The following is a 20,675-nucleotide window of genomic DNA, read 5'->3' as shown; positions in this document are numbered from 1 at the left end:
ATCCTGATTTCTTTTACAGTGTTGGTTGTTTACATCTTATTTCACAGTAAAGATGAAGGGAACAATTAATTAAACATTCATTAAGTATTAAAACATCTAGATTGCACACCAGGAATTAAAAGACAAAAAAATCCCCCCGAAAAGTTTCAATTAAGAATTTTTCGGGGGAGTATATTAGTCAACAACTGCTACATTTAAGTCAACATCGATGTTGCCGCGTGTAGCTTTTGAGTATGGACAAAATTCGTGTGCATCTTGTAAATATTTCTCAGCTTCTTCTTGAGATAATACATTTTTAACTTTTGCGTCAATTGAGACACTTAATTTAGGACTTTCAGCTTCTGGGTCATCTTCTAAACGTACTGTTAAAGTAACTTCTGGCTCAGCGCCTCTCACTTTGTTTTGTTTTAAGATTAAATCAAATGCGCCATTAAAACATGAAGCATAACCTGCTGCAAACAATTGCTCAGGGTTTGTACCTTTTTCAGCATCAGCTTGAGCTGGTGGTACAACTGCTACATTAATTGCTTTATCGTCAGTTTGAACGTGACCATTACGTCCGCCTGTATTTGTTGCTTTCGTTTCATAATTTACTGCCATTTTATGACCTCCTTAAAAACTTCTAATTCATGTTTACCCAAGAAAAATGTTTTAAATCATTTCACAGAGTAATTTATATGTTTTTTAATTGTATTATTTTTAGAAATTGTTATACAATAATTTAAATATTACTAATAAAAGGAAGTTTAAACATGGCCAAAGTTGATATAGCTGTTACAATTGCACCTAAACATGAACTCGCACAACATACAATTGAGGATTTAAAACAATATCAAGACGCCATAGATATTATAGAACTAAGAATAGATCAGTGGTCAGATTTTGATGAAGCATCTGTAGCAAAAATTGCTGAAGATATATACAATCTAAACTTAAATAAAAAATTGTTAGTAACCTATCGAACAAAGACTCAAGGTGGAGAAGGTCGATTAGCAAATGATAACTACTTGAATGTGCTAGAGACAATAATCCCATTAGATTATGTTGATATGATAGATATTGAATATGAAGAAGGGACACCTATAGAAAAATATCAAACCTTGATAGCATCAGCTCATCGTGAAAATTTAGAAGTTGTATTATCGCAACATAACTTTAAGAAAACACCTAAATTGGAAATATTAAAACGTTTATATTATAAAATGCATCAGCTTGAACCGGATTATTTAAAAGTAGCAGTTATGCCTCATGATAAACAAGATGTTCTAAATTTATTAAATGCAATGTCTGAGACTGCAGACACAGTTTCACAACAAGTTGTTGGTATAGCGATGTCTCAGCTTGGATTAATTTCAAGAACTGCTCAGGGATTGTTTGGAGGCTCGGTTTCGTACGGCTGCCTAGACGATCCAAAAGCACCTGGTCAAATTCATGTTGAAAAATTAAAACAACAAATTAAATTATACGAGTAGTTTGAAAATAGTGGTCGCCTGATTTATAATTGAAAATAATTATCACTAACGAAAGGGCGATAATCAATGGAACTACAAGATGCAATTGCACATCGTAGAAGTATTAAAGTTTTTAAAAGAAATATGACTATAGATGATAACGCTCTATATCAAGCGATACAGCAAGCGACAGATGCTCCTAATCATGGCATGAGAGAGCCGTGGAGAGTGGTTCATATTGCTAAAGATCGCTTAGGTCCTATGAGTAAACAACTCTCAGAGGTTGCGTTCCCTAACTTAGATAAAAAACAAGAAAATCATTATAATACTGTTACAAATCTTGGTGGCATGCTTGCCTTAATTCTAAAAAGAGATCCAAGACAACGAGAGGATTTAGAGAATAATATGGCATTTGGGGCTTTCGCTCAAAACTTAATGCTATTATTACATGAAGCGGGTATTGGTACATGTTGGAAATCACCGGCATATATATTCACCCCTGAAATAAGATCAATATTTAATGTGAAAGATGATGAACAACTTGTAGGTTTCTTGTATCTCACAGATTTACAGGATGAAATGCCACATAGAAAGCGTCATACGGATCAAGTGATAGAAAAGTTTTAAAGCGATTTTAAGAATGGGCGTTCGAAATCAAAAGTAAAATTTGACTTCGAATGCTCATTCTTAATTTTTATCATGATATACGCAAATATTAAAAAGTTGCGTTGGTGTTTCCTGGCAAGATGATTAAGGCTAATTGGAGGACTTTTCTGAGTTAAAGTTGATGTTCATGCATAAATCTCACTAACTTAAAACTGTTTACCTGAGCTAAAGCTCATGCATAAGAGCCACTAACTCAATAAATTGAGAAATGGCTCTTTAAAGAAATGGCTCTTTAAAGAAGTAGCACTATAAAGTAGAGGTATTTTAAAAATGCTACATTACAATGATTAAGGCTGGGACAATTCATTTGTCCCAGCCCTTCAAAATGAGATGAAATATCTCATTTTATTAATCTCAATTATTTAAATGTTTCAGCTAAAAATGATTCTACTTGTTCTGGTGATTTCGCATTAGCTGAGTGTAAGTGAGCTAATTTTTCTCCGTTTTTAAATACTAGTAAACTTGGTATACCCATCACGTCGTTGTCTGCTGCAACGTCCTCAAGTTCGTCACGATTAACTGTAAACCAGTCGTAATCATTGTATTTTTCTTGGATAGGGTCAATCCACATATCCATTGCTTTACAGTCAGGGCACCAGCCAGCTTCGAATTTTACAATAACAGGGTTATCACTTTGTACAGTTTCTTTAAATGCATCATTTGTATTAATAGGTTTCATAATTTTCTCCTTTTTAAAAATATAATTAAGCTTATTATAACGGACATTTTAAAGTTATAAAAAAAATCAGCTTATTTATTAGAGCGTTTTGGCAATAAATTTGATATATTAATGTTAACTAGTTATAGGAGGTACAGAATAATGATAAAATTTTACCAATATCCTAATTGTACTACTTGTAAAAAAGCAGCGAAATTTTTACAAGACTACGGTGTGAGCTTTGAACCAATCGATATAGTGCAGCATACGCCCACTAAAAACGAGTTTAAAGAAATTTTAGAGACGACAGATATCGATATAAATAAACTCTTTAATACACACGGCGCTAAATATCGTGAATTAGGTCTTAAAGACAAAATGAGTGACCTTACTGATGATGAAAAGTTAGATTTATTAGCAACAAATGGTATGTTGGTCAAAAGACCATTAGCTATTTCTGGGGACAAAGTTACAGTTGGTTTTAAAGAAGATCAATATAAAGCAACATGGTTATCTTAATTCCTCTCATGGAAATAGAGCAATCTCTGTAAGTTGGAATGATAAGTTGTGTTTGTAAACGCTTCATCTATTGTTATGAAAACATTATAATAATATTAATATGCTAAGAAATAGTTGATTGTATGGTATGCATATGGCATCATTAATATGTAAAATCATTTAGGAGGGGATTCTCGTGGCAGTACCGAGTGAATTAAAATATTCTAAAGAACATGAATGGGTAAAAGTTGAAGGTAATACAGTAACAATTGGTATCACTGAATATGCTCAAGGTGAACTTGGCGATATCGTATTCGTTGAATTACCAGAAGTTGATGATGAAATTAATGAAGGCGACACTTTTGGTAGTGTTGAATCCGTAAAAACAGTTTCAGAACTATATGCACCTGTATCAGGTAAAGTAGTTGAATCTAACGATGAGTTAGAAGATAGCCCAGAATTCGTAAATGAATCACCATACGAAAAAGCTTGGATGGTTAAAGTTGAACTAAGTGACGAAAGTCAATTAGATGAATTATTAACTGCTGAGCAATATTCAGAAATGATTGGCGAATAATATAACATTGAACTCCATGATATAACTATCTTGGAGTTTTTTCGTATCATTGAGGACTATTGGAGCGTTAGTAATTTTATAAGTCTAACGAGTTCACCTCAACTTTGAAAAATGATAAATTATGTTTGTAATAATAAGAAATATTTTAACTATGTAAATTATGTTTATTGTCACCACGGATTGTGAAGAACTAAGTAGAAAAGATTTACTATCAACATTTAGAGGGTGGATGTCATGACGATACTGAACCAAGTAATTGTTGTCGAAGGAAAGTCAGACAAGAAGCGTGTCAAACAAGTGATTGATCAACCTATAGAAATTATCTGCACGAATGGTACAATGGGTGTAGATAAATTAGATGAAATGATCGATACTTTATATGACAAACAAGTGTATATTCTTGTGGATTCGGATGATGAAGGTGAAAGAATACGAAAATGGTTCAAACGCTATTTAAGTGAAAGTAGACATATAAGAGTAGATAAACAATATTGTGAAGTTGCTCGTTGTCCTAAACCATATTTATCTAGAGTACTAGAAAAACATGGTTTTATAGTAAAGGATGAGGAAAAGGTGGCGAAAGCAAGATTGGATTATATAGCTGAGAGGGTAAGTTTATTAACATGAATGTAACAAGTGAACAACGCGTTGACGTCAATAAATATATAAATGAAGATAAGTATCTTATCTTTGGATACACACCGACATGTGGAACATGTAAGGTTTCTGAACGAATGCTAGATATTGCTAATGATATTTTGCAATTACCTACAATAAAAATGGACTTAAATTTTCATCCTGATTTTAGCCAATCGTATGAAATCCAATCTGTACCAGTTTTGTTAGTAATGTCAAAAGGTGAAGAGCAAAAAAGGATTTATGCATTTCAATCGGTGCCTTATTTGTTAGAAAATTTAAAATAGTTATTGACGAAATATTAGTGCAATGGTAGGATTAAAAATAATTAAATAATGAAACTCTTATCACGAGAGGTGGAGGGATGTGCCCTATGAAGCCCGGCAACCGTCTTTAAAAGAAATGGTGCCAATTCACATAAAGTTTTAAAACTTTAGAAGATGAGAGAAGCGATTTTGCTTTCTCTATACTTCGGTGAACATAGAGGAAGCATTTTTTAATTGAAGGATTAGCAACACAAGGAGGAAACAGAATGATTGAGTTAAATCAAATAGTCAAAAAGTACAAAACGAAAAAACAGGACGTACTGGCTGTAGATCATGTTGATTTAAGTATTCAATCAGGCTCGATTTTTGGAGTAGTTGGTTTTTCAGGTGCGGGGAAAAGTACTTTAATTAGACTTCTAAATAACCTCGAACAACCGACTTCAGGAGACGTCATTATCGATGGAGATACAATTGGTAAGCTATCAAAATCACAGTTAAGAAAAAAGCGTCAAAAAGTGAGCATGATATTTCAACATTTTAATTTACTATGGTCTCGTACTGTATTAAATAATATTACATTTCCATTGGAAATAGCGGGCGTGCCTCGCCGCGAAGCAAAACAACGGGCAAAAGAATTAGTAGAACTTGTTGGACTGAAAGGTAGAGAAAGTGCATATCCTTCAGAGCTATCAGGTGGTCAAAAACAACGTGTCGGCATTGCGCGAGCGTTAGCAAACGAACCAACTGTATTGCTTTGTGATGAAGCGACAAGTGCATTGGATCCTCAAACAACAGATGAAATTTTAGAATTATTATTGAAAATTAAAGAAGAAAGAAATTTAACAATCGTGATTATTACGCATGAAATGCATGTTATTAGACGCATATGTGATGAAGTGGCTGTTATGGAAAACGGTCGTGTGATTGAACAAGGTCAAGTTTCCACAGTCTTTGAAAATCCACAACATGCAGTTACAAAACGTTTTGTTAAAGATGATTTAAATGATGATTTTGACGAATCTATTAGTGACTTAGTCTCACTTAATAAAGATGATTATGTTGTACGTTTGAATTTCACAGGGAATAATGCCACGCAACCTCTCGTGTCATACATAACCAAAACGCATAATATCGATGTGAACATATTAGAAGCTAATATTAAACATACAAAAGATGGTTCGCTTGGATTTTTAGTGATTCAATTGAGCGATGTAAATTCAGAAAAATTCGAAAAGTTCAAAAATGATTTAGAAGCGCAACATGTGTCAGTGGAGGTGTTAAGACATGGGTAATTCATTGAGTGACATCCTCCGCGAGATGTTTACAATGCCAAACGTCAGCTGGGACGAAGTTTGGTTAGCGACATACGAAACAATTTATATGACAGTTATTTCGACAATTTTTGCCTTTGTATTAGGCTTAATATTAGGTGTATTGCTCTTTTTATCAGCAAAAAGTAAATCACCTATAGCGAGGGTTTTCTATACGGTTGTTTCATTTATAGTTAACTTGTTTAGAGCGATACCATTTATTATTTTGATCTTATTGTTAATTCCATTTACAAGTTTAGTCTTAGGCACAATTAGTGGTCCAACTGGAGCATTGCCAGCTTTAATTATTAGTGCGGCGCCATTCTATGCAAGACTTGTAGAAATTGCATTTAAAGAGATTGATAAAGGTGTTATTGAAGCGGCTTGGTCAATGGGTGCTACTACTTGGACTGTAGTCAAAAAAGTACTTTTACCTGAAGCGATGCCAGCGTTAATTTCAGGTATTACTGTTACAGCGATTGCTTTAGTAGGTTCTACTGCAGTGGCTGGTGTTATTGGTGCAGGTGGTTTAGGTAACCTAGCTTATTTAACAGGTTTCACTAGAAATCAAAATGACGTTATTTTTGTTTCAACAATTTTAATCCTTATTATAGTGTTCATCATTCAATTTATTGGTGATTGGGCTACTAATAAAATTGATAAGAGATAATCTTAAAAAGGGGGACTTTTTATATGAAAAAATTATTTAGTTTAGCTTCTGTACTTGTATTAGCGCTTGTTTTAGCAGCCTGTGGGAATAGTGGAGGTAGTGAAGATAAAAAAATTACAGTAGGCGCTTCTCCAGCCCCTCATGCTGAAATTTTAGAAAAAGCCAAGCCATTATTAAAAGATAAAGGCTATGATTTGAAAATTAAAACAATCAATGATTATACAACACCGAATAAATTATTAGATAAAGGTGAATTAGACGCAAACTTTTTCCAACATACACCTTACTTAAAAACTGAGAAAAAAGATAAAGGATATAAAGTAGAATCAGCAGGTAATGTTCATTTAGAACCAATGGCTGTTTATTCTAAAAAGTATAAGAGTCTAAAAGATTTACCAAAAGGTGCCACAGTTTATGTTTCTAATAATCCAGCTGAAGAAGGCCGTTTCTTAAAATTCTTCCAAGATGCAGGATTAATTAAAATAAAAGATGGCGTGAAGATTGAAGATGCTAAATTTGATGATATCGTAGAAAACAAAAAAGATATCAAATTTAATAATAAACAATCTGCAGAATACTTACCGAAAATTTATCAAAATGAAGATGCTGATGCTGTCATTATCAACTCTAATTTTGCAATCGATCAAAAATTAAGTCCTAAAGATGATTCTATTGTGTTAGAGAAAGCTAAAGACAATCCTTATGCCAATTTAATTGCTGTTAAAGAAGGACATAAAGATGATAAAAAAGTAAAAGCATTAATGGAAGTATTACAATCTAAAGAAATTAAAGATGAAATCAATAAAAAATATGATGGTGCCGTAGTACCAGCTAAATAATAGTATATTATGCAAAGAACCCTTTAACCACGGTGGTTTTAGGGTTCTTTTTGTTTGAGTTTAATTAGAAAAAGGGCATAAAACTGAAGTGAATTGATTATAAAAGGAGTGTGGGTATTTTGAAAAATAATGACGAACTAGATCAAGGATTTATTTTATCAACTGTGCTAAATGTATTCTTCATGCTTGGACTTATATTCATTATGCGCCTAGATAATTTGTTTATATTAATACCTTATGTTCTTATAATAGGTGCCAATGCAATATATTTAGTTGTTAAGTCCATGAAAATGAAGGATAACAGAAGTAATTAAAAACAGTAATTGATTAATGGGTTAATATGGTTTGTCAGAGAGATTAGAATAAAAAGAAGGTGGAAGGCAATGAAGAAAAAAGATTTGAAAATTTTAAAAATTACTTTCTCTGGGTTAGCAGCAATTTTATTTTATATTTCTGGATTATGGATTGTTAGTGCTTTCTTTGCTTTGTTGTCATTGTATTTTATGGATGAAAAAAAGGAATAAGATATTAAACGCAATACTTTATAAGACTATTCTAACCGCTCACACAGTCACTGGGTGGTTATTTTTATATCTAAGTGATAATAATGACTGAATTAATCACTTAGAGTATTTATCGTATAAGTCTAAATTGTCTTTTATGGGGTTTTGTTGATTGGGAAGATATTGTGTAGAAAAAACTCCACCAATTAAGGTGGAGTTTATTTTAAAGCATTAATCTTCTTTCGGTTTTAAAATATAAAAGTAATAAACAAAAAATATTATGATTGTTGGTGGCAAGCTTATAGCTAAGGTTTTTATAAATTCGCTACAAATCAAAATTATTGTTTTAAAAAAAGGGACATTCACAAATTGATTAATTCCAGTTTCTGTCGGTCTAAAAAGAATTGTTAAAAATGTTATTATCAAGAAAAAAACAATTGAATATTTTAAGCTCTTTTTAAATCTCATAAAGCACCTCTTTTACAAATTCAACTTTCAACAAAATGTATTAATGTCATTATAGGTTAATTTATATGAATACGCAAAAGCACATCTACATTAATAGATGGGTAATTCCAGGGGGGTAAAAAAGGGTGTGATTTTGATAATAAGGGCAAGGGTATGAGATGAAATTTATAGAATCCCCTCATAATCACCTATTTAACAGTGTTTTGATTATTCATGAACTTCCTTGATAAACTACTCAATTATTCCAACTAAATAATAGTGGAATATTTATTATCCTCTATACCGTAATGGCTAAAGAGTAATATTGTGTTAACTTTGTTAAAGAACCTATAAAAATAAAAAGCACAAACTATTCATTAGGTTGGGTAGTTAGTGTTTTTTAAGATTTTGAGTATTTAGTAGAGGCGTATAAGTCATATTCCTAATTAATTAAACTATTTAAAAAGTGACAACAATGTTAGTTTTATCTACTTTATTACGTGTTATCATTAAATTATCAACAATATTGAATTGATGCCGTTTTGATACTTGAGCTATTTTCGGATGATAGATATTTTTTAAAATAGCTTAATTTTACAATTAGCACAGTTATCTAAATTAAAATATGAATGAATCAATGTATTGAATTTTAAATGATAACTACAAATATCTTGAAATAAAAATTTTAAAGTTAAACGAGTGATTTTATTAAAACGCATCTGATTAATAAATGACTTTTAAATATTAAGGAGTGGATTTAAATGAGTCTAAAAGAAATGTGGAATTACTTATTAAATAAAAAGTGGCGTACTAATGATGTATTAACGATTATAGCCTGTATGTTTGTTGTAAGTTTGGTTACAACGCCATTGGTCGGTGTACCAGTTGGTGCTATCGTCTATTTACTTTGGTTTGATAAGAATTTCAAAAAATAGGTTGAAACTAATTAGTGTTTAGATTTAATACTAATAGAAAGCGTAATAAAGTATTTCCTAGCAGTTAAGTTTGAATTGAACAATTCTAAGGTGTAAAATACAATTAAGTTTTAATTAATATATTTGCTAAGTTAAATGCAAAAGATAATACGGTTACTTTGAATATTTAATGTTATTAGTTTCAAATTGTTAATTTTAACTGTAATGGGAGAGCTTAAAATAATTAGAGACAGGAATCTTCTTAGAGCTCTATTTATGGATATATTATATGAATGAAATATCATTTTCGCTATTGATATTGATCATTATTAAACCCGACAATTATGTTATATGCATTTTCATTTCAATCATAGGTGAAAACGTATATAAGTTATGTGTCGGGTTTTATTTGTGATACTTCACTTGATAAAAATTGAATAAAAATTCTCATGAGCTATAGTTACGGAAATCAATTTTTTACAATAATAATTCCAGTATAAAAATTTAATAGTCACAAAGATATTTAGCAGTAACTTTAGTATTTCTTTTTGAAATTTTAACAACAAGAATTGATAGTTAAATACATAAAAAAACCGAGACATTCATTTATGCCTCGGAATCATTTGTACTTATTTTGATTATTAAGATTGATCGTATTCGTCTTTAATATCACCGACAATATTTTCTAAGATGTTTTCCATTGTGATTATGCCAAGTGGGTTTTGTTGTTCGTCTTCCACTAGAGCGATATGAATTTGGTGTGATTTCATTTGCTCTAAGACTTGATGATATTTTGAATTTAATTTGATCTTAAGAATCTTATGAGTAATATCCTTAAGCGAGTTGATATCATTACTTAATAGATCTTTTGCATGTATATAACCTACAATTTGTGTAGAGTTGTCTTTAATTACAGGAAATCTTGTGTAGTTTGCATTACTTACATATGCTTTAGTTTCGTCAATATTACTATTGATATCAACAACTGAGACTTTTTCAAGTGGCAAGTATCCGTCTGCAATTTTCATTTCATCAAACGCGAAAGCACGATTAATGTGTGTTAACTCATTTTCTGAAATTTCTCCACCTTCATGACTTTCTTTAATTAATAGTTTTAATTCTTCTTCTGAATGATATAATTCACTTTCTTTAGCAGGTTGCATGCCAAACATTTTTAAAATTAATCTTGCCGAGCCGTTAAGAATGTAAATAAATGGATAAAATAATTTGTAAAACATGATAATTGGCTTAGCGATTAGCAATGTGATTTGTTCAGCTTTTTGAATTGCAATTGTTTTAGGTGCCATTTCACCGACAACCACGTGTAAATAAGTTGCAATTACAAACGCACTAATTAATGTGAATATGTGAATCATTGTTTCTGAAAGGCCTAAACTACTAAAAATAGGATGTAATAAAAACTCAAAGGTAGATTCACCGACCATACCAATACCTAAAGCTGTAATTGTAATGCCAAGTTGACAAGCAGCTAAATATTCATCTAAGTGTGAAACTACTTTTTGTGCGGCAACTGCTTTTTTATTGTTTCCATTCGCAAGTGAGTTAATCCTAGATGTTCGAACTTTAACGATTGCGAATTCTGTCGCCACAAAGAATGCGGTTAACACCAATAATAAAATAAATATAATTAAACTAATAAAGGTCCCCAAAAATTAATTAATTCCTCCGATATGTTGTTATTCAATCATTTCTGATTGGTATTCTATTATATAAAAAGTACGAGTTCATAGCTAGTGTAAAGAATTACTTTATGTGAAATAACGTAGTTGAACGATAAATTGAATGACTATGAGTTTAATTTGTAGTCAAATAGGATACAAATTAAAAATCATTAGTCATTTGCTGTAATTTTTCCTAGTTTAAAACTAATAACAAATCCTAATATAAGTGTGATGATTGAAATTATCCAAGTTATAAATGTACCAGGTAGTCCTGGGAACACGGCGTAAAGTGAGCCAACTACAAAACCTATAATAAGCGCGTATGTGAGAAAGGTATAATAGGATAGTAGATACTGAATTAATTTACTTGAGAATAAAAATCCGCAAATCACACCCAAACCTACAGTTAATAAAACAGGTATTGCCGCAAAGTTTAAAGACATGAATTCTGAAATAGCAAACATTACTGTGCCATAAACGCCAAAGACGAGTAACATGAATGAACCTGAAATGCCAGGTAATAACATGGCACTAGAAGCACACATACCTGCTATAAAATATTTGATTATTAAACAAGAATTTAATGTTAAAGTTTCACCAGCGTGCTTATCTCCGTTATTGAGTAATGTAATAACTACAATAATAACGATACCTAATAACAATAATATATAATGCTGTATACTAAACGTTTGCTTGAATTTAGACGTTTTCAATAGGTAAGGAATAATTCCCCCGATAAGCCCAACAAAAAAGAACATTGTTGGTACTGTGTGTGTACTGAGTAAGTAATTAATGAGTTTACTTAATACTCCAATTGCGATAACCATACCTAGACCAATAGGAATTAAGAATTTCAGACTTTCCCAAAACCGTTTTGAAAAAATCCCACTAACGGAACGTATGAAATCATCATAGATACCTAGCAACAGTGCAATTGTTCCGCCACTTACTCCGGGGACTAAATCAGTCGTACCCATTGCAAAACCTTTCCGTAAATTAGACCATTTAATTTTTGACATATCTTTCTCCTTTTTTAATAATGTAGTAATGATATTAGCATAAAAAAGTGAAATACAATATTATAAACACAAAGAAACTAAATGATGTAGATACCATATTTATAATGCGAATTAATATGAAAAAGAGTATTTAATGTATTGAGAACATTAAGGATGCTTTTATCATTTACAGAAATCATAGTATTATTATCGAAAATTATTGTGTTTTAATAACGATTTTAATTTAGCACTAGAAAAGGTTTATATTCATATATAACTACGTTATAATTAGATGATGTAACAAGTGCTCAGTCTTTTGACTGCAGATTAAAATTATTATAAACTAGATAGGAAAAACATATCATATAATACGGAGGGAATATGTATGCCATCAACATTAGAAATTAAAGACCTACATGTGTCTATAGAAGATAAAGAGATTCTAAAGGGTGTTAATTTAACAATTAACACAGGTGAAATACACGCAGTTATGGGACCAAATGGTACTGGTAAATCAACATTATCATCAGCAATCATGGGTCACCCAAGCTTTGAAGTAACAAAAGGGGAAGTAATCTTAGACGGCGTTAATATCTTAGAATTAGAAGTTGACGAACGTGCAAAAGCTGGTCTTTTCTTAGCAATGCAGTATCCATCAGAAATCACTGGTGTAACAAATGCAGACTTCATGCGTTCAGCAATAAATGCTAAACGTGAAGAAGGTGAAGAAATTAATTTAATGCAATTTATCAAAAAACTTGATAAAGAAATGGATTACTTAGATATCGATCAAGATATGGCACAACGTTACTTAAATGAAGGTTTCTCTGGCGGTGAGAAGAAACGTAATGAAATTCTTCAATTAATGATGTTAGAACCAAAATTCGCTATTTTAGATGAAATTGACTCAGGTTTAGATATTGATGCATTAAAAGTTGTTTCTAAAGGGATCAACCAAATGCGTGGAGACGAATTTGGCTCATTAATTATCACGCACTATCAACGTCTATTAAATTACATTACGCCTGATCATGTTCACGTTATGTATGGCGGCAAAGTAGTTACTTCTGGTGGTCCAGAATTAGCTAAGCGTCTTGAAGAAGAAGGTTACGAATGGGTTAAAGAAGAGTATGGTGCTACAGAATAAGTCTCAATTCATATTAAACATATTAATTTAGATGAAGATTTAAGGTCTTGATTTATACCGATGAATTAAATCATACAATCATCAAATGGGAGGAAAAAAGTATGACGACTGAAACTTTGAACATTTCTGAAGCGCAACTAGTTGAATATTCACAAGCCCATAATGAACCTACTTGGCTAACAGAATTACGTAAAGAAGCGTTAAAATTAACTGAAACTTTAGAAATGCCAAAACCAGATAAAACAAAAATTAACAGATGGGATTTTGACTCATTTAAGCAACACGAAACAACAGGTAGCGTATACCATACGTTAGAAGAATTACCAGAAGCAGTAAAAGATATTATCGATATAGATAACTCTGAGAATTTGGTTATTCAACATAATAATACATTGGCTTTTACTAAAGTTTCTGATTCTGCAAAAAATGATGGCGTTATTGTTGAAGGTTTATCTGAGGCATTAATTAATCATCCAGATTTAGTAAAACAATATTTCATGAATGAAACTGTTACTGTTGATGAACACAGATTAACAGCATTACACACAGCATTATTAAACGGTGGCGTATTTGTATATGTGCCTAAAAATGTAGTTGTAGAACACCCAATTCAGTATGTTGTCTTACATGACGATGAACAAGCAAGTTTCTACAATCATGTCATTATTAGCACAGAGGAAAGTGCAGAAGTGACATATGTTGAAAACTATCTATCAAATGCTAGTGGCGAAGGCAACCAATTGAATATCATTTCAGAAGTAAATGCAGGAGCAAACTCAAAAATCACTTATGGTTCTGTAGATTATTTAGATAAAGGCTTTACTGGTCATATTATCCGCCGTGGTGTTACTCAAGCAGATGCTACAATTAATTGGGCACTTGGACTTATGAATGAAGGTAGCCAGATTATTGATAATACAACTAATTTAATTGGTGACCGTTCAGAAAGTGAATTAAAATCTGTTGTTGTTGGTACAGGTAGCCAAAAAGTTAATTTAACATCAAAAATTGTACAATATGGTAAAGAAACAAATGGCTATATTTTAAAACATGGTGTTATGCTTGAAGGTGCCTCAACAGTATTTAATGGTATTGGTTACATCAAACATGGTGGCGCTAAATCAAATGCTAACCAAGAATCTCGTGTATTGATGTTATCTGAAAATGCTCGTGGGGATGCTAATCCAATTTTATTAATTGATGAAGATGATGTAGAAGCAGGACACGCAGCTTCAGTTGGTCGCGTTGACCCAGAGCAATTATACTACTTAATGAGTCGTGGTATTTCTCGTCAAGAAGCAGAGCGCCTAGTTATTCATGGTTTCTTAGATCCAGTAGTTCGTGAACTACCAATTGAAGATGTTAAACGTCAATTACGTGAAGTAATTGAATTAAAAGTAAATAAATAGACTTAAAATTGAAGTTAAGACAATAGTAATTAAAGCGGGAAGTCCAATTTTGACCGTAGCGACAAAGATAGTATAACGATCTATCAATTGTGACTGAACCTTTGCTAAGGTCTGCATATTGATTTTTAATAAAGGAAGGCCTGTGAGTAATTTGACTGATACTTTAAATGTTACTGAAATTATAAAAGATTTTCCAATTCTCAATCAACAAGTTAATGGCAATCGCTTGGCTTATTTAGATACAACCGCTACTAGTCAGACACCCGTGCAAGTTATTGATGCAATGGCTGATTATTATAAACGTTATAATTCAAACGTACATCGTGGTGTACACACATTAGGGTCATTAGCGACAGATGGTTATGAAAGTGCTCGTGAGACAGTGAGACGTTTTATTAATGCAAAATACTTTGAAGAAGTCATTTTCACTAGAGGTACAACAGCATCGATAAATATTGTCGCTCACAGTTATGGTGATGCTAACATTGCAGAAGGTGATGAAATTGTAGTCACTGAAATGGAACATCATGCTAATATCGTGCCATGGCAACAATTGGCTAAGCGTAAAAATGCATCATTAAAATTTATCCCAATGACTGAAGATGGGGAGTTAGCGATTGAAGATGTGAAAGCTACAATTAATGATAATACAAAAATTGTAGCTATAGCACATGTATCCAACGTACTTGGCACAATTAATGATATAAAAGCAATAACAGAAGTTGCACATGAACATGGCGCAATCATTAGCGTGGATGGTGCACAAGCAGCGCCTCACATGGCATTGGATATGCAAGAATTAGATGTTGATTTTTACAGCTTTAGTGGTCATAAAATGCTTGGTCCAACAGGTATTGGTGTTTTATATGGTAAACGCGAGTTACTTAATAAAATGGAACCAATTGAATTTGGCGGAGATATGATTGATTTTGTAGGTAAATATGAAGCTTCATGGGCTGACTTACCTACTAAATTTGAAGCTGGTACACCATTAATAGCTCAAGCAATTGGCTTAGCTGAAGCCGTAAGATATATTGAAAACTTAGGTTTCGAAGAGATCCAACAACATGAAACAGCATTAACACAGTACGCTTACGACAAGATGTCAGAGATAGATGGTATTGAAATTTATGGACCTGCGAAAGAAAGACGCGCTGGTGTTATTACATTCAATATGACTGATGTTCATGCGCATGATGTAGCAACTGCGGTAGATACTGAAGGTGTGGCCGTAAGAGCCGGACATCACTGTGCACAACCACTTATGAAGTGGTTGAATCAATCTTCTACAGCACGCGCAAGTTTTTATATTTATAACACGCAAGAAGATATTGACCAACTCGTCGAAGCGTTGAAACAGACGAAGGAGTTTTTCTCATATGAATTTTAATAATTTAAATCAATTGTATCGCTCAGTGATTATGGACCATTATAAAAGCCCAAGAAATAAAGGCACTTTAGATAATGGTTCCATGACCGTCGACATGAACAATCCAACGTGTGGGGACCGCATTCATCTTACGTTTGATATTGAAGATGGTTTCATAAAAGATGCTAAATTTGATGGGGAAGGCTGTTCCATTTCCATGTCTAGCGCTTCAATGATGACTGAAGCGGTAAAAGGTCATTCATTAGCAGATGCTATGAAAATGAGTCAAGAATTTTCCAAAATGATGCTTGGTGAAGATTATGAAATTAGCGAAGATATGGGCGATATTGAAGCCCTACAAGGCGTCGCTCAATTCCCTGCGCGTATTAAATGTGCCACATTAGCATGGAAAGCACTCGAAAAGGGTACAGTTGAAAAAGAAGGCAATACTGAAGAGTAGGATTAAACTGAAGTTGATGCATTGACAATGTGTAAAATTCCATTCAAACTAGGGATTACAACATGATATCTAATGTAGTTAAAGGTTTAATACATTGCCTATTTAACAGCATATAAAAAGTAATACACAAATGATTTTGCACGTAAGTCGTTTTTAATATATAAAAGGAGTGATTTAAATGGCTAAAAAAGCACCTGATGTTGGGGATTATCAATATGGTTTCCATGATGAAGATGTTTCCATTTTTAGATCAGAACGTGGTTTGACGGAAAATATTGTCCGTGAAATCTCAAGCATGAAAGATGAACCAGAATGGATGCTTAACTATAGATTGAAATCATTAAAACAATTCTACAAAATGCCGATGCCACAATGGGGTGGAGATTTATCTGAATTGGACTTCGATGATATCACTTACTATGTTAAACCATCTGAAAATACAGAACGTTCATGGGATGAAGTACCTGAAGAAATCAAACGTACGTTTGATAAATTAGGTATTCCTGAAGCAGAACAAAAATACCTTGCTGGTGTTTCTGCACAATATGAATCTGAAGTTGTTTACCATAATATGGAAAAAGAACTTGAAGATAAAGGAATTATCTTTAAAGATACAGATAGTGCATTAAGAGAAAACGAAGAGTTATTCAGACAATATTTCTCAACAGTTGTGCCTGCTGCTGACAACAAGTTCTCAGCATTAAACTCAGCTGTTTGGTCTGGTGGTTCATTTATTTATGTACCTAAAAACATTAAATTAGATACACCATTACAAGCATATTTCCGTATTAACTCTGAAAATATGGGACAATTTGAACGTACATTAATCATCGCTGATGAAGGCGCATCTGTTAACTATGTTGAAGGTTGTACAGCTCCTGTTTACTCAACAAGCTCTCTTCACTCAGCAGTAGTTGAAATCATCGTTCATAAAGACGCACATGTTCGTTACACAACAATCCAAAACTGGGCAAACAACGTTTATAACTTAGTTACAAAACGTACGTTAGTTCATGAGAATGGTAACATGGAATGGGTTGACGGTAACTTAGGTTCTAAATTAACGATGAAATACCCTAACTGTGTATTGATGGGTGAAGGTGCCAAAGGAAGTACTTTATCTATTGCATTTGCAGGTAAAGGACAAGTACAAGATGCTGGTGCTAAGATGATTCATAAAGCGCCAAATACTTCTTCAACAATTGTTTCTAAATCAATTTCTAAAGATGGCGGTAAAGTTGTTTATCGTGGTATCGTTCACTTTGGACGTAAAGCTAAGGGTGCACGTTCAAACATCGAATGTGATACTTTAATCTTAGATAATGAATCTACTTCAGATACAATTCCTTACAACGAAGTATTCAATGATAATATTTCTTTAGAACATGAAGCGAAAGTTTCAAAAGTATCTGAAGAACAATTATTCTACTTGATGAGTCGTGGTATTTCTGAAGAAGAAGCGACTGAAATGATTGTAATGGGCTTCATTGAACCATTTACAAAAGAATTACCGATGGAATATGCGGTAGAGATGAACCGTTTAATTAAATTTGAAATGGAAGGTTCAATCGGTTAAATTTAACCATTGAAATCACCGTTGGATAATATTAAAAGCACGAAGTGATACTAAATTGATAGCATTTATCTTTAAATGTTGTTAAAATTACGTATCATTTCGTGTTTTTTATTTTGAAAATAACAAAATATTAATGAACTCATAGCTTTTACTTTTTTGAGGGGAGTAATATACGTGACAGAGCAGAGACTTAGCGAAATACAATTAGCACGCGTTAAAAAGGATGAATTCGAAGCTTTCAAAAAACAATCTTCATTGTCATTTTTGAAAGGGCTTAAAGAAACATTCCCTGAACAAGCACATCCAGAAAATTTTGCACCAGTTCCATCAGAACAAGATTATAATGAATCTTTTTATTCAGATAACGCCCATATTTATTATTTTTATTTAAATGGTGAGAATATTGGTGGTGCTATCTTTGAAATAGATAAAGAAAATAACAGAAACCATGTCGATACATTATATATTAATGACAATGTACACGGAAAAGGGATTGGAACTAAAGTTTGGAAAGCGATTGAAAATCATTTTCCAGAAACTAAAGTTTGGGAATTACATACACCTTATTTTGAAAAGCGTAATATCCATTTCTACGTAAATAAATGCAATTTTCACATTACAGGATTTTATAAAGAAATGTTTGATGTGAATGGAGTAGAAAAAGAATTTGAGTTTTTTAAATTTGAAAAAGTTATGATTTAAGTTATTGAAAATTGTATATTCTTAGATTGTGATTGATGTATGCATGAGCTATCAATATAAGGAAATGTTTATTAAGACTATTATTCAGCTATAAAGAGGAGTGAACATATGAAATCAAGGTAACTGTTATGATTTCATATGTTCACTCCTTTGTATATTTTGGAATATAATGTTATTTACATTGTGACTGTTTAAAACAACAGGTCCATGAGTAAGAGCATTTTAGAAAAATAATATTAAATAAGACTGACTCAACTATGTGTATGCTCATACTTTTTTAAACTTAAGTCGAATTGTTTAAAAGTGGCTTAAATAATTCGATTGATTACGTGTTTTTAACATGCTGCTAGCGTGTGTTATTTCCAGCGATCTAACTTGGCCATAAATTTTTTAGTATACATTTTGTTTAAAAAGAATTTTTGTATTTTATTCATGTCTGATTCTTGAAATCTTTTTAGATTATACTCGTACATATCATCAAATCCAAGATCCAAAGTAAATGAACCATTTTGATAACAATGATGACAGTATTTTTCTGATGCTGTACCATCACTTTCTGTTCCTGCAGACGTTTTTTTATCTATAGGCATCCCACAACTTTGGCACTGCGTTACCTTAGCCATATGAACAACTCCTATCCTGTATTATTTTCCTTATCATAACATATTTACCTGTAACAATTAGCTATCAAATGTGAGTGCTTTTTACTGGGAAACGATATGTTAAATTACAAGAACAATGCGTTTATAAAGTTATTAAAATGGGAAATAATATGAAAGTGAATTTATTAATAAAGCTTATTAAAGGAGTCATGAATTTATGGTTATTGGTATAATCATACTTTTGTTTGCTTCATTTTTCTTTTCGGGAAGTGAAACTGCATTAACTGCTGCAAACAGGATGAAAATACAAACAGATGCTCAAGAGGGAAATAAAAAAGCGGGGAAATTATCAAAATTATTAACAAAACCAAGTGAATTTATCACGGCGATACTCATTGGAAATAATATCGCGAATATTATTTTACCTACGTTAGTTACAATATTAGCAGTAGACTTGGGTTTAAATGTTGGTATTGCAACGGCAGTAACAACGGTAGTCATCATTGTTATTTCAGAAGTAATTCCTAAGTCAATTGCAGCTACATATCCAGATAGAATTTCACGTTTAGTGTATACACCTATATCGTTTTTCGTCTTAATATTTAAACCAATCACTAAAATTCTTAATGGTATGACAGATGCAATTAACCGATTTTTATCTAAAGGACAGGAAGAGCAACAACGTTATTCAAAAGAAGAGATTAGACAGATGGTTACCATTGCAGGTAGCGAAGGCGCATTTAATGAAATGGAGCGTAATCGTATTCAAGGGGTTATGGATTTTGAGCAATTAAAGATTACAGACATTGATACAACGCCACGCATAAATGTTACTGCATTTCCTTCAGATATATCGTATGAAGAAGCTTATGATACTGTAGTTTCTAATCCATATACACGTTATCCTGTATATGGTAAAGATATTGATCAAGTTATAGGTATTTTTCATTCTAAATATTTATTAGCATGGAGCCGTGAACCTGAGAATGATATTTTAAAATATACATCCGAGCCTTTATTTGTGAATGAGCATAATCGTGCTGAATGGGTGTTGAGGAAAATGACAGTTTCACGTAAACATTTAGCCATTGTATTAGATGAGTATGGTGGTACAGAAGCTATTGTTTCTCACGAAGACCTAATTGAAGAAATGTTAGGTATGGAAATAGAAGATGAGATGGATGAAGAAGAAAATGAAAAACTAGAGGAACAAATGAAGGCGTACAATAAAAATAATATGTGATTTTAATCATGATTTAATGATGTTATTTTGTTAAAAAGACAAAGGGGCAGAT

24 protein-coding genes and 1 riboswitch are annotated in these 20,675 nt (G+C 32.2%); of the genes, 19 read left to right on the top strand and 5 right to left on the bottom strand.

The window, feature by feature from the left end; all coding sequences use genetic code 11:
* Positions 1 to 174: 174 nt before the first annotated feature.
* A complete protein-coding gene (locus D9V42_RS05165; RefSeq protein WP_122063542.1) occupies positions 175 to 600 on the bottom strand; it encodes an organic hydroperoxide resistance protein in 426 nt (141 codons plus the stop codon).
* Between the two features lie 152 nt (positions 601 to 752).
* Between D9V42_RS05165 and aroD the strand changes: the two genes are divergently transcribed.
* Positions 753 to 1,472: a type I 3-dehydroquinate dehydratase gene (gene aroD, locus D9V42_RS05160; RefSeq protein WP_122063540.1), complete on the top strand. Its 720-nt coding sequence runs from the start codon at positions 753 to 755 to the stop codon at positions 1,470 to 1,472.
* A 66-nt stretch (positions 1,473 to 1,538) separates the two neighbouring features.
* Positions 1,539 to 2,078: a nitroreductase family protein gene (locus D9V42_RS05155; RefSeq protein ID WP_122063537.1), complete on the top strand. Its 540-nt coding sequence runs from the start codon at positions 1,539 to 1,541 to the stop codon at positions 2,076 to 2,078.
* A gap of 397 nt (positions 2,079 to 2,475) precedes the next feature.
* Here D9V42_RS05155 and D9V42_RS05150 read toward each other — a convergent pair whose 3' ends face one another.
* Positions 2,476 to 2,796: a thioredoxin family protein gene (locus D9V42_RS05150; protein ID WP_070051648.1), complete on the bottom strand. Its 321-nt coding sequence runs from the start codon at positions 2,794 to 2,796 to the stop codon at positions 2,476 to 2,478.
* A 141-nt stretch (positions 2,797 to 2,937) separates the two neighbouring features.
* Between D9V42_RS05150 and D9V42_RS05145 the strand changes: the two genes are divergently transcribed.
* The 10 genes from D9V42_RS05145 to D9V42_RS15075 all read left to right on the top strand — a co-directional run bounded on the left by D9V42_RS05145 (position 2,938) and on the right by D9V42_RS15075 (position 9,456).
* The gene (locus D9V42_RS05145; protein WP_107556153.1) at positions 2,938 to 3,294 is read left to right on the top strand and encodes an arsenate reductase family protein; all 357 of its coding nucleotides are present in this window, start codon (positions 2,938 to 2,940) and stop codon (positions 3,292 to 3,294) included.
* A gap of 175 nt (positions 3,295 to 3,469) precedes the next feature.
* Positions 3,470 to 3,850 (top strand): glycine cleavage system protein GcvH, encoded by a 381-nt coding sequence (gcvH, locus tag D9V42_RS05140; RefSeq protein WP_017722393.1) that lies wholly within the window; start codon positions 3,470 to 3,472, stop codon positions 3,848 to 3,850.
* 234 nt (positions 3,851 to 4,084) lie between these two features.
* Complete coding sequence (locus D9V42_RS05135; protein WP_029377597.1) at positions 4,085 to 4,477, top strand: toprim domain-containing protein; 393 nt, start codon at positions 4,085 to 4,087, stop codon at positions 4,475 to 4,477.
* Complete coding sequence (locus tag D9V42_RS05130; RefSeq protein WP_107531683.1) at positions 4,474 to 4,773, top strand: thioredoxin family protein; 300 nt, start codon at positions 4,474 to 4,476, stop codon at positions 4,771 to 4,773. The genes D9V42_RS05135 and D9V42_RS05130 overlap by 4 nt, the downstream gene beginning before the upstream one ends.
* Before the next feature lie 54 nt (positions 4,774 to 4,827).
* Positions 4,828 to 4,933, top strand: a riboswitch (SAM riboswitch).
* An 85-nt stretch (positions 4,934 to 5,018) separates the two neighbouring features.
* Entirely contained in the window at positions 5,019 to 6,044 is a 1,026-nt protein-coding gene (locus D9V42_RS05125) for a methionine ABC transporter ATP-binding protein (RefSeq protein WP_122063534.1), read from the top strand.
* A complete protein-coding gene (locus D9V42_RS05120; RefSeq protein WP_107556155.1) occupies positions 6,037 to 6,732 on the top strand; it encodes a methionine ABC transporter permease in 696 nt (231 codons plus the stop codon). The genes D9V42_RS05125 and D9V42_RS05120 overlap by 8 nt, the downstream gene beginning before the upstream one ends.
* A gap of 23 nt (positions 6,733 to 6,755) precedes the next feature.
* Positions 6,756 to 7,571, top strand: coding sequence for a MetQ/NlpA family ABC transporter substrate-binding protein (locus D9V42_RS05115; RefSeq protein WP_107556156.1), 816 nt, complete (start codon positions 6,756 to 6,758; stop codon positions 7,569 to 7,571).
* Positions 7,572 to 7,690: 119 nt separating this feature from the next.
* Positions 7,691 to 7,885 carry a hypothetical protein gene (locus tag D9V42_RS05110; RefSeq protein WP_122063531.1) on the top strand — a complete coding sequence of 65 codons (195 nt, stop codon included), beginning with the start codon at positions 7,691 to 7,693 and terminating at the stop codon, positions 7,883 to 7,885.
* Positions 7,886 to 7,954: 69 nt separating this feature from the next.
* Positions 7,955 to 8,095 (top strand): hypothetical protein, encoded by a 141-nt coding sequence (locus tag D9V42_RS15255; RefSeq protein WP_167456084.1) that lies wholly within the window; start codon positions 7,955 to 7,957, stop codon positions 8,093 to 8,095.
* Between the two features lie 1,187 nt (positions 8,096 to 9,282).
* Positions 9,283 to 9,456: a VraH family peptide resistance protein gene (locus D9V42_RS15075; RefSeq protein WP_017722387.1), complete on the top strand. Its 174-nt coding sequence runs from the start codon at positions 9,283 to 9,285 to the stop codon at positions 9,454 to 9,456.
* 620 nt (positions 9,457 to 10,076) lie between these two features.
* On the opposite strand, the gene D9V42_RS05100 is transcribed toward D9V42_RS15075, so the two are convergent.
* A complete protein-coding gene (locus D9V42_RS05100; RefSeq protein WP_122063523.1) occupies positions 10,077 to 11,105 on the bottom strand; it encodes a hemolysin family protein in 1,029 nt (342 codons plus the stop codon).
* A 182-nt stretch (positions 11,106 to 11,287) separates the two neighbouring features.
* On the bottom strand, positions 11,288 to 12,136 hold the full coding sequence (gene popT, locus D9V42_RS05095) for a polyprenyl-phosphate transporter PopT (protein WP_122063520.1): 849 nt from the start codon (positions 12,134 to 12,136) through the stop codon (positions 11,288 to 11,290).
* A gap of 364 nt (positions 12,137 to 12,500) precedes the next feature.
* On the opposite strand from popT, the gene sufC reads away from it, so the two are divergent.
* The 6 genes from sufC (at position 12,501) to D9V42_RS05065 (ending at position 18,778) form a co-directional block, all read left to right on the top strand.
* Positions 12,501 to 13,262, top strand: coding sequence for a Fe-S cluster assembly ATPase SufC (gene sufC / locus D9V42_RS05090; protein ID WP_017722384.1), 762 nt, complete (start codon positions 12,501 to 12,503; stop codon positions 13,260 to 13,262).
* A 101-nt stretch (positions 13,263 to 13,363) separates the two neighbouring features.
* Positions 13,364 to 14,671, top strand: coding sequence for a Fe-S cluster assembly protein SufD (sufD, locus tag D9V42_RS05085; protein ID WP_107556123.1), 1,308 nt, complete (start codon positions 13,364 to 13,366; stop codon positions 14,669 to 14,671).
* Positions 14,672 to 14,822: 151 nt separating this feature from the next.
* On the top strand, positions 14,823 to 16,061 hold the full coding sequence (locus tag D9V42_RS05080) for a cysteine desulfurase (protein ID WP_122063599.1): 1,239 nt from the start codon (positions 14,823 to 14,825) through the stop codon (positions 16,059 to 16,061).
* Entirely contained in the window at positions 16,051 to 16,500 is a 450-nt protein-coding gene (gene sufU / locus D9V42_RS05075) for a Fe-S cluster assembly sulfur transfer protein SufU (protein WP_017722381.1), read from the top strand. Before D9V42_RS05080 ends, sufU begins: the two co-directional genes overlap by 11 nt.
* Positions 16,501 to 16,678: 178 nt before the next feature.
* Positions 16,679 to 18,076, top strand: coding sequence for a Fe-S cluster assembly protein SufB (gene sufB, locus D9V42_RS05070; RefSeq protein WP_017722380.1), 1,398 nt, complete (start codon positions 16,679 to 16,681; stop codon positions 18,074 to 18,076).
* A gap of 174 nt (positions 18,077 to 18,250) precedes the next feature.
* Entirely contained in the window at positions 18,251 to 18,778 is a 528-nt protein-coding gene (locus tag D9V42_RS05065) for a GNAT family N-acetyltransferase (protein ID WP_233665188.1), read from the top strand.
* A gap of 356 nt (positions 18,779 to 19,134) precedes the next feature.
* Here the strand turns inward: D9V42_RS05065 and D9V42_RS05060 are convergent, their stop codons facing one another.
* Positions 19,135 to 19,401, bottom strand: coding sequence for a zinc ribbon domain-containing protein (locus D9V42_RS05060; RefSeq protein ID WP_122063514.1), 267 nt, complete (start codon positions 19,399 to 19,401; stop codon positions 19,135 to 19,137).
* Positions 19,402 to 19,597: 196 nt separating this feature from the next.
* Between D9V42_RS05060 and D9V42_RS05055 the strand changes: the two genes are divergently transcribed.
* Positions 19,598 to 20,623 (top strand): hemolysin family protein, encoded by a 1,026-nt coding sequence (locus D9V42_RS05055; RefSeq protein ID WP_107555932.1) that lies wholly within the window; start codon positions 19,598 to 19,600, stop codon positions 20,621 to 20,623.
* Positions 20,624 to 20,675 lie beyond the last annotated feature (52 nt).

Origin of the sequence: Staphylococcus pseudoxylosus (assembly GCF_003697915.1) — a bacterium.
Lineage (GTDB): Bacteria > Bacillota > Bacilli > Staphylococcales > Staphylococcaceae > Staphylococcus > Staphylococcus pseudoxylosus.
The sequence above is the reverse complement of the archived record's forward strand: the minus strand, read 5'-3'. Positions and strand labels throughout refer to the sequence as shown.

Bases quoted from the DNA above. Each gene is read 5' to 3' on its own strand.
- D9V42_RS05150 (WP_070051648.1), bottom strand. From the start codon at position 2,796: ATGAAACCTATTAATACAAATGATGCATTTAAAGAAACTGTACAAAGT.
- D9V42_RS05130 (WP_107531683.1), top strand. From the start codon at position 4,474: ATGAATGTAACAAGTGAACAACGCGTTGACGTCAATAAATATATAAAT.
- D9V42_RS15255 (WP_167456084.1), top strand. From the start codon at position 7,955: ATGAAGAAAAAAGATTTGAAAATTTTAAAAATTACTTTCTCTGGGTTA.
- D9V42_RS05165 (WP_122063542.1), bottom strand. From the start codon at position 600: ATGGCAGTAAATTATGAAACGAAAGCAACAAATACAGGCGGACGTAAT.
- D9V42_RS05060 (WP_122063514.1), bottom strand. From the start codon at position 19,401: ATGGCTAAGGTAACGCAGTGCCAAAGTTGTGGGATGCCTATAGATAAA.
- sufC (WP_017722384.1), top strand. From the start codon at position 12,501: ATGCCATCAACATTAGAAATTAAAGACCTACATGTGTCTATAGAAGAT.
- D9V42_RS05115 (WP_107556156.1), top strand. From the start codon at position 6,756: ATGAAAAAATTATTTAGTTTAGCTTCTGTACTTGTATTAGCGCTTGTT.
- D9V42_RS05145 (WP_107556153.1), top strand. From the start codon at position 2,938: ATGATAAAATTTTACCAATATCCTAATTGTACTACTTGTAAAAAAGCA.
- D9V42_RS05055 (WP_107555932.1), top strand. From the start codon at position 19,598: ATGGTTATTGGTATAATCATACTTTTGTTTGCTTCATTTTTCTTTTCG.
- D9V42_RS05120 (WP_107556155.1), top strand. From the start codon at position 6,037: ATGGGTAATTCATTGAGTGACATCCTCCGCGAGATGTTTACAATGCCA.
- D9V42_RS05155 (WP_122063537.1), top strand. From the start codon at position 1,539: ATGGAACTACAAGATGCAATTGCACATCGTAGAAGTATTAAAGTTTTT.
- D9V42_RS05135 (WP_029377597.1), top strand. From the start codon at position 4,085: ATGACGATACTGAACCAAGTAATTGTTGTCGAAGGAAAGTCAGACAAG.
- aroD (WP_122063540.1), top strand. From the start codon at position 753: ATGGCCAAAGTTGATATAGCTGTTACAATTGCACCTAAACATGAACTC.
- popT (WP_122063520.1), bottom strand. From the start codon at position 12,136: ATGTCAAAAATTAAATGGTCTAATTTACGGAAAGGTTTTGCAATGGGT.
- sufU (WP_017722381.1), top strand. From the start codon at position 16,051: ATGAATTTTAATAATTTAAATCAATTGTATCGCTCAGTGATTATGGAC.
- sufB (WP_017722380.1), top strand. From the start codon at position 16,679: ATGGCTAAAAAAGCACCTGATGTTGGGGATTATCAATATGGTTTCCAT.
- sufD (WP_107556123.1), top strand. From the start codon at position 13,364: ATGACGACTGAAACTTTGAACATTTCTGAAGCGCAACTAGTTGAATAT.
- D9V42_RS05125 (WP_122063534.1), top strand. From the start codon at position 5,019: ATGATTGAGTTAAATCAAATAGTCAAAAAGTACAAAACGAAAAAACAG.
- D9V42_RS15075 (WP_017722387.1), top strand. From the start codon at position 9,283: ATGAGTCTAAAAGAAATGTGGAATTACTTATTAAATAAAAAGTGGCGT.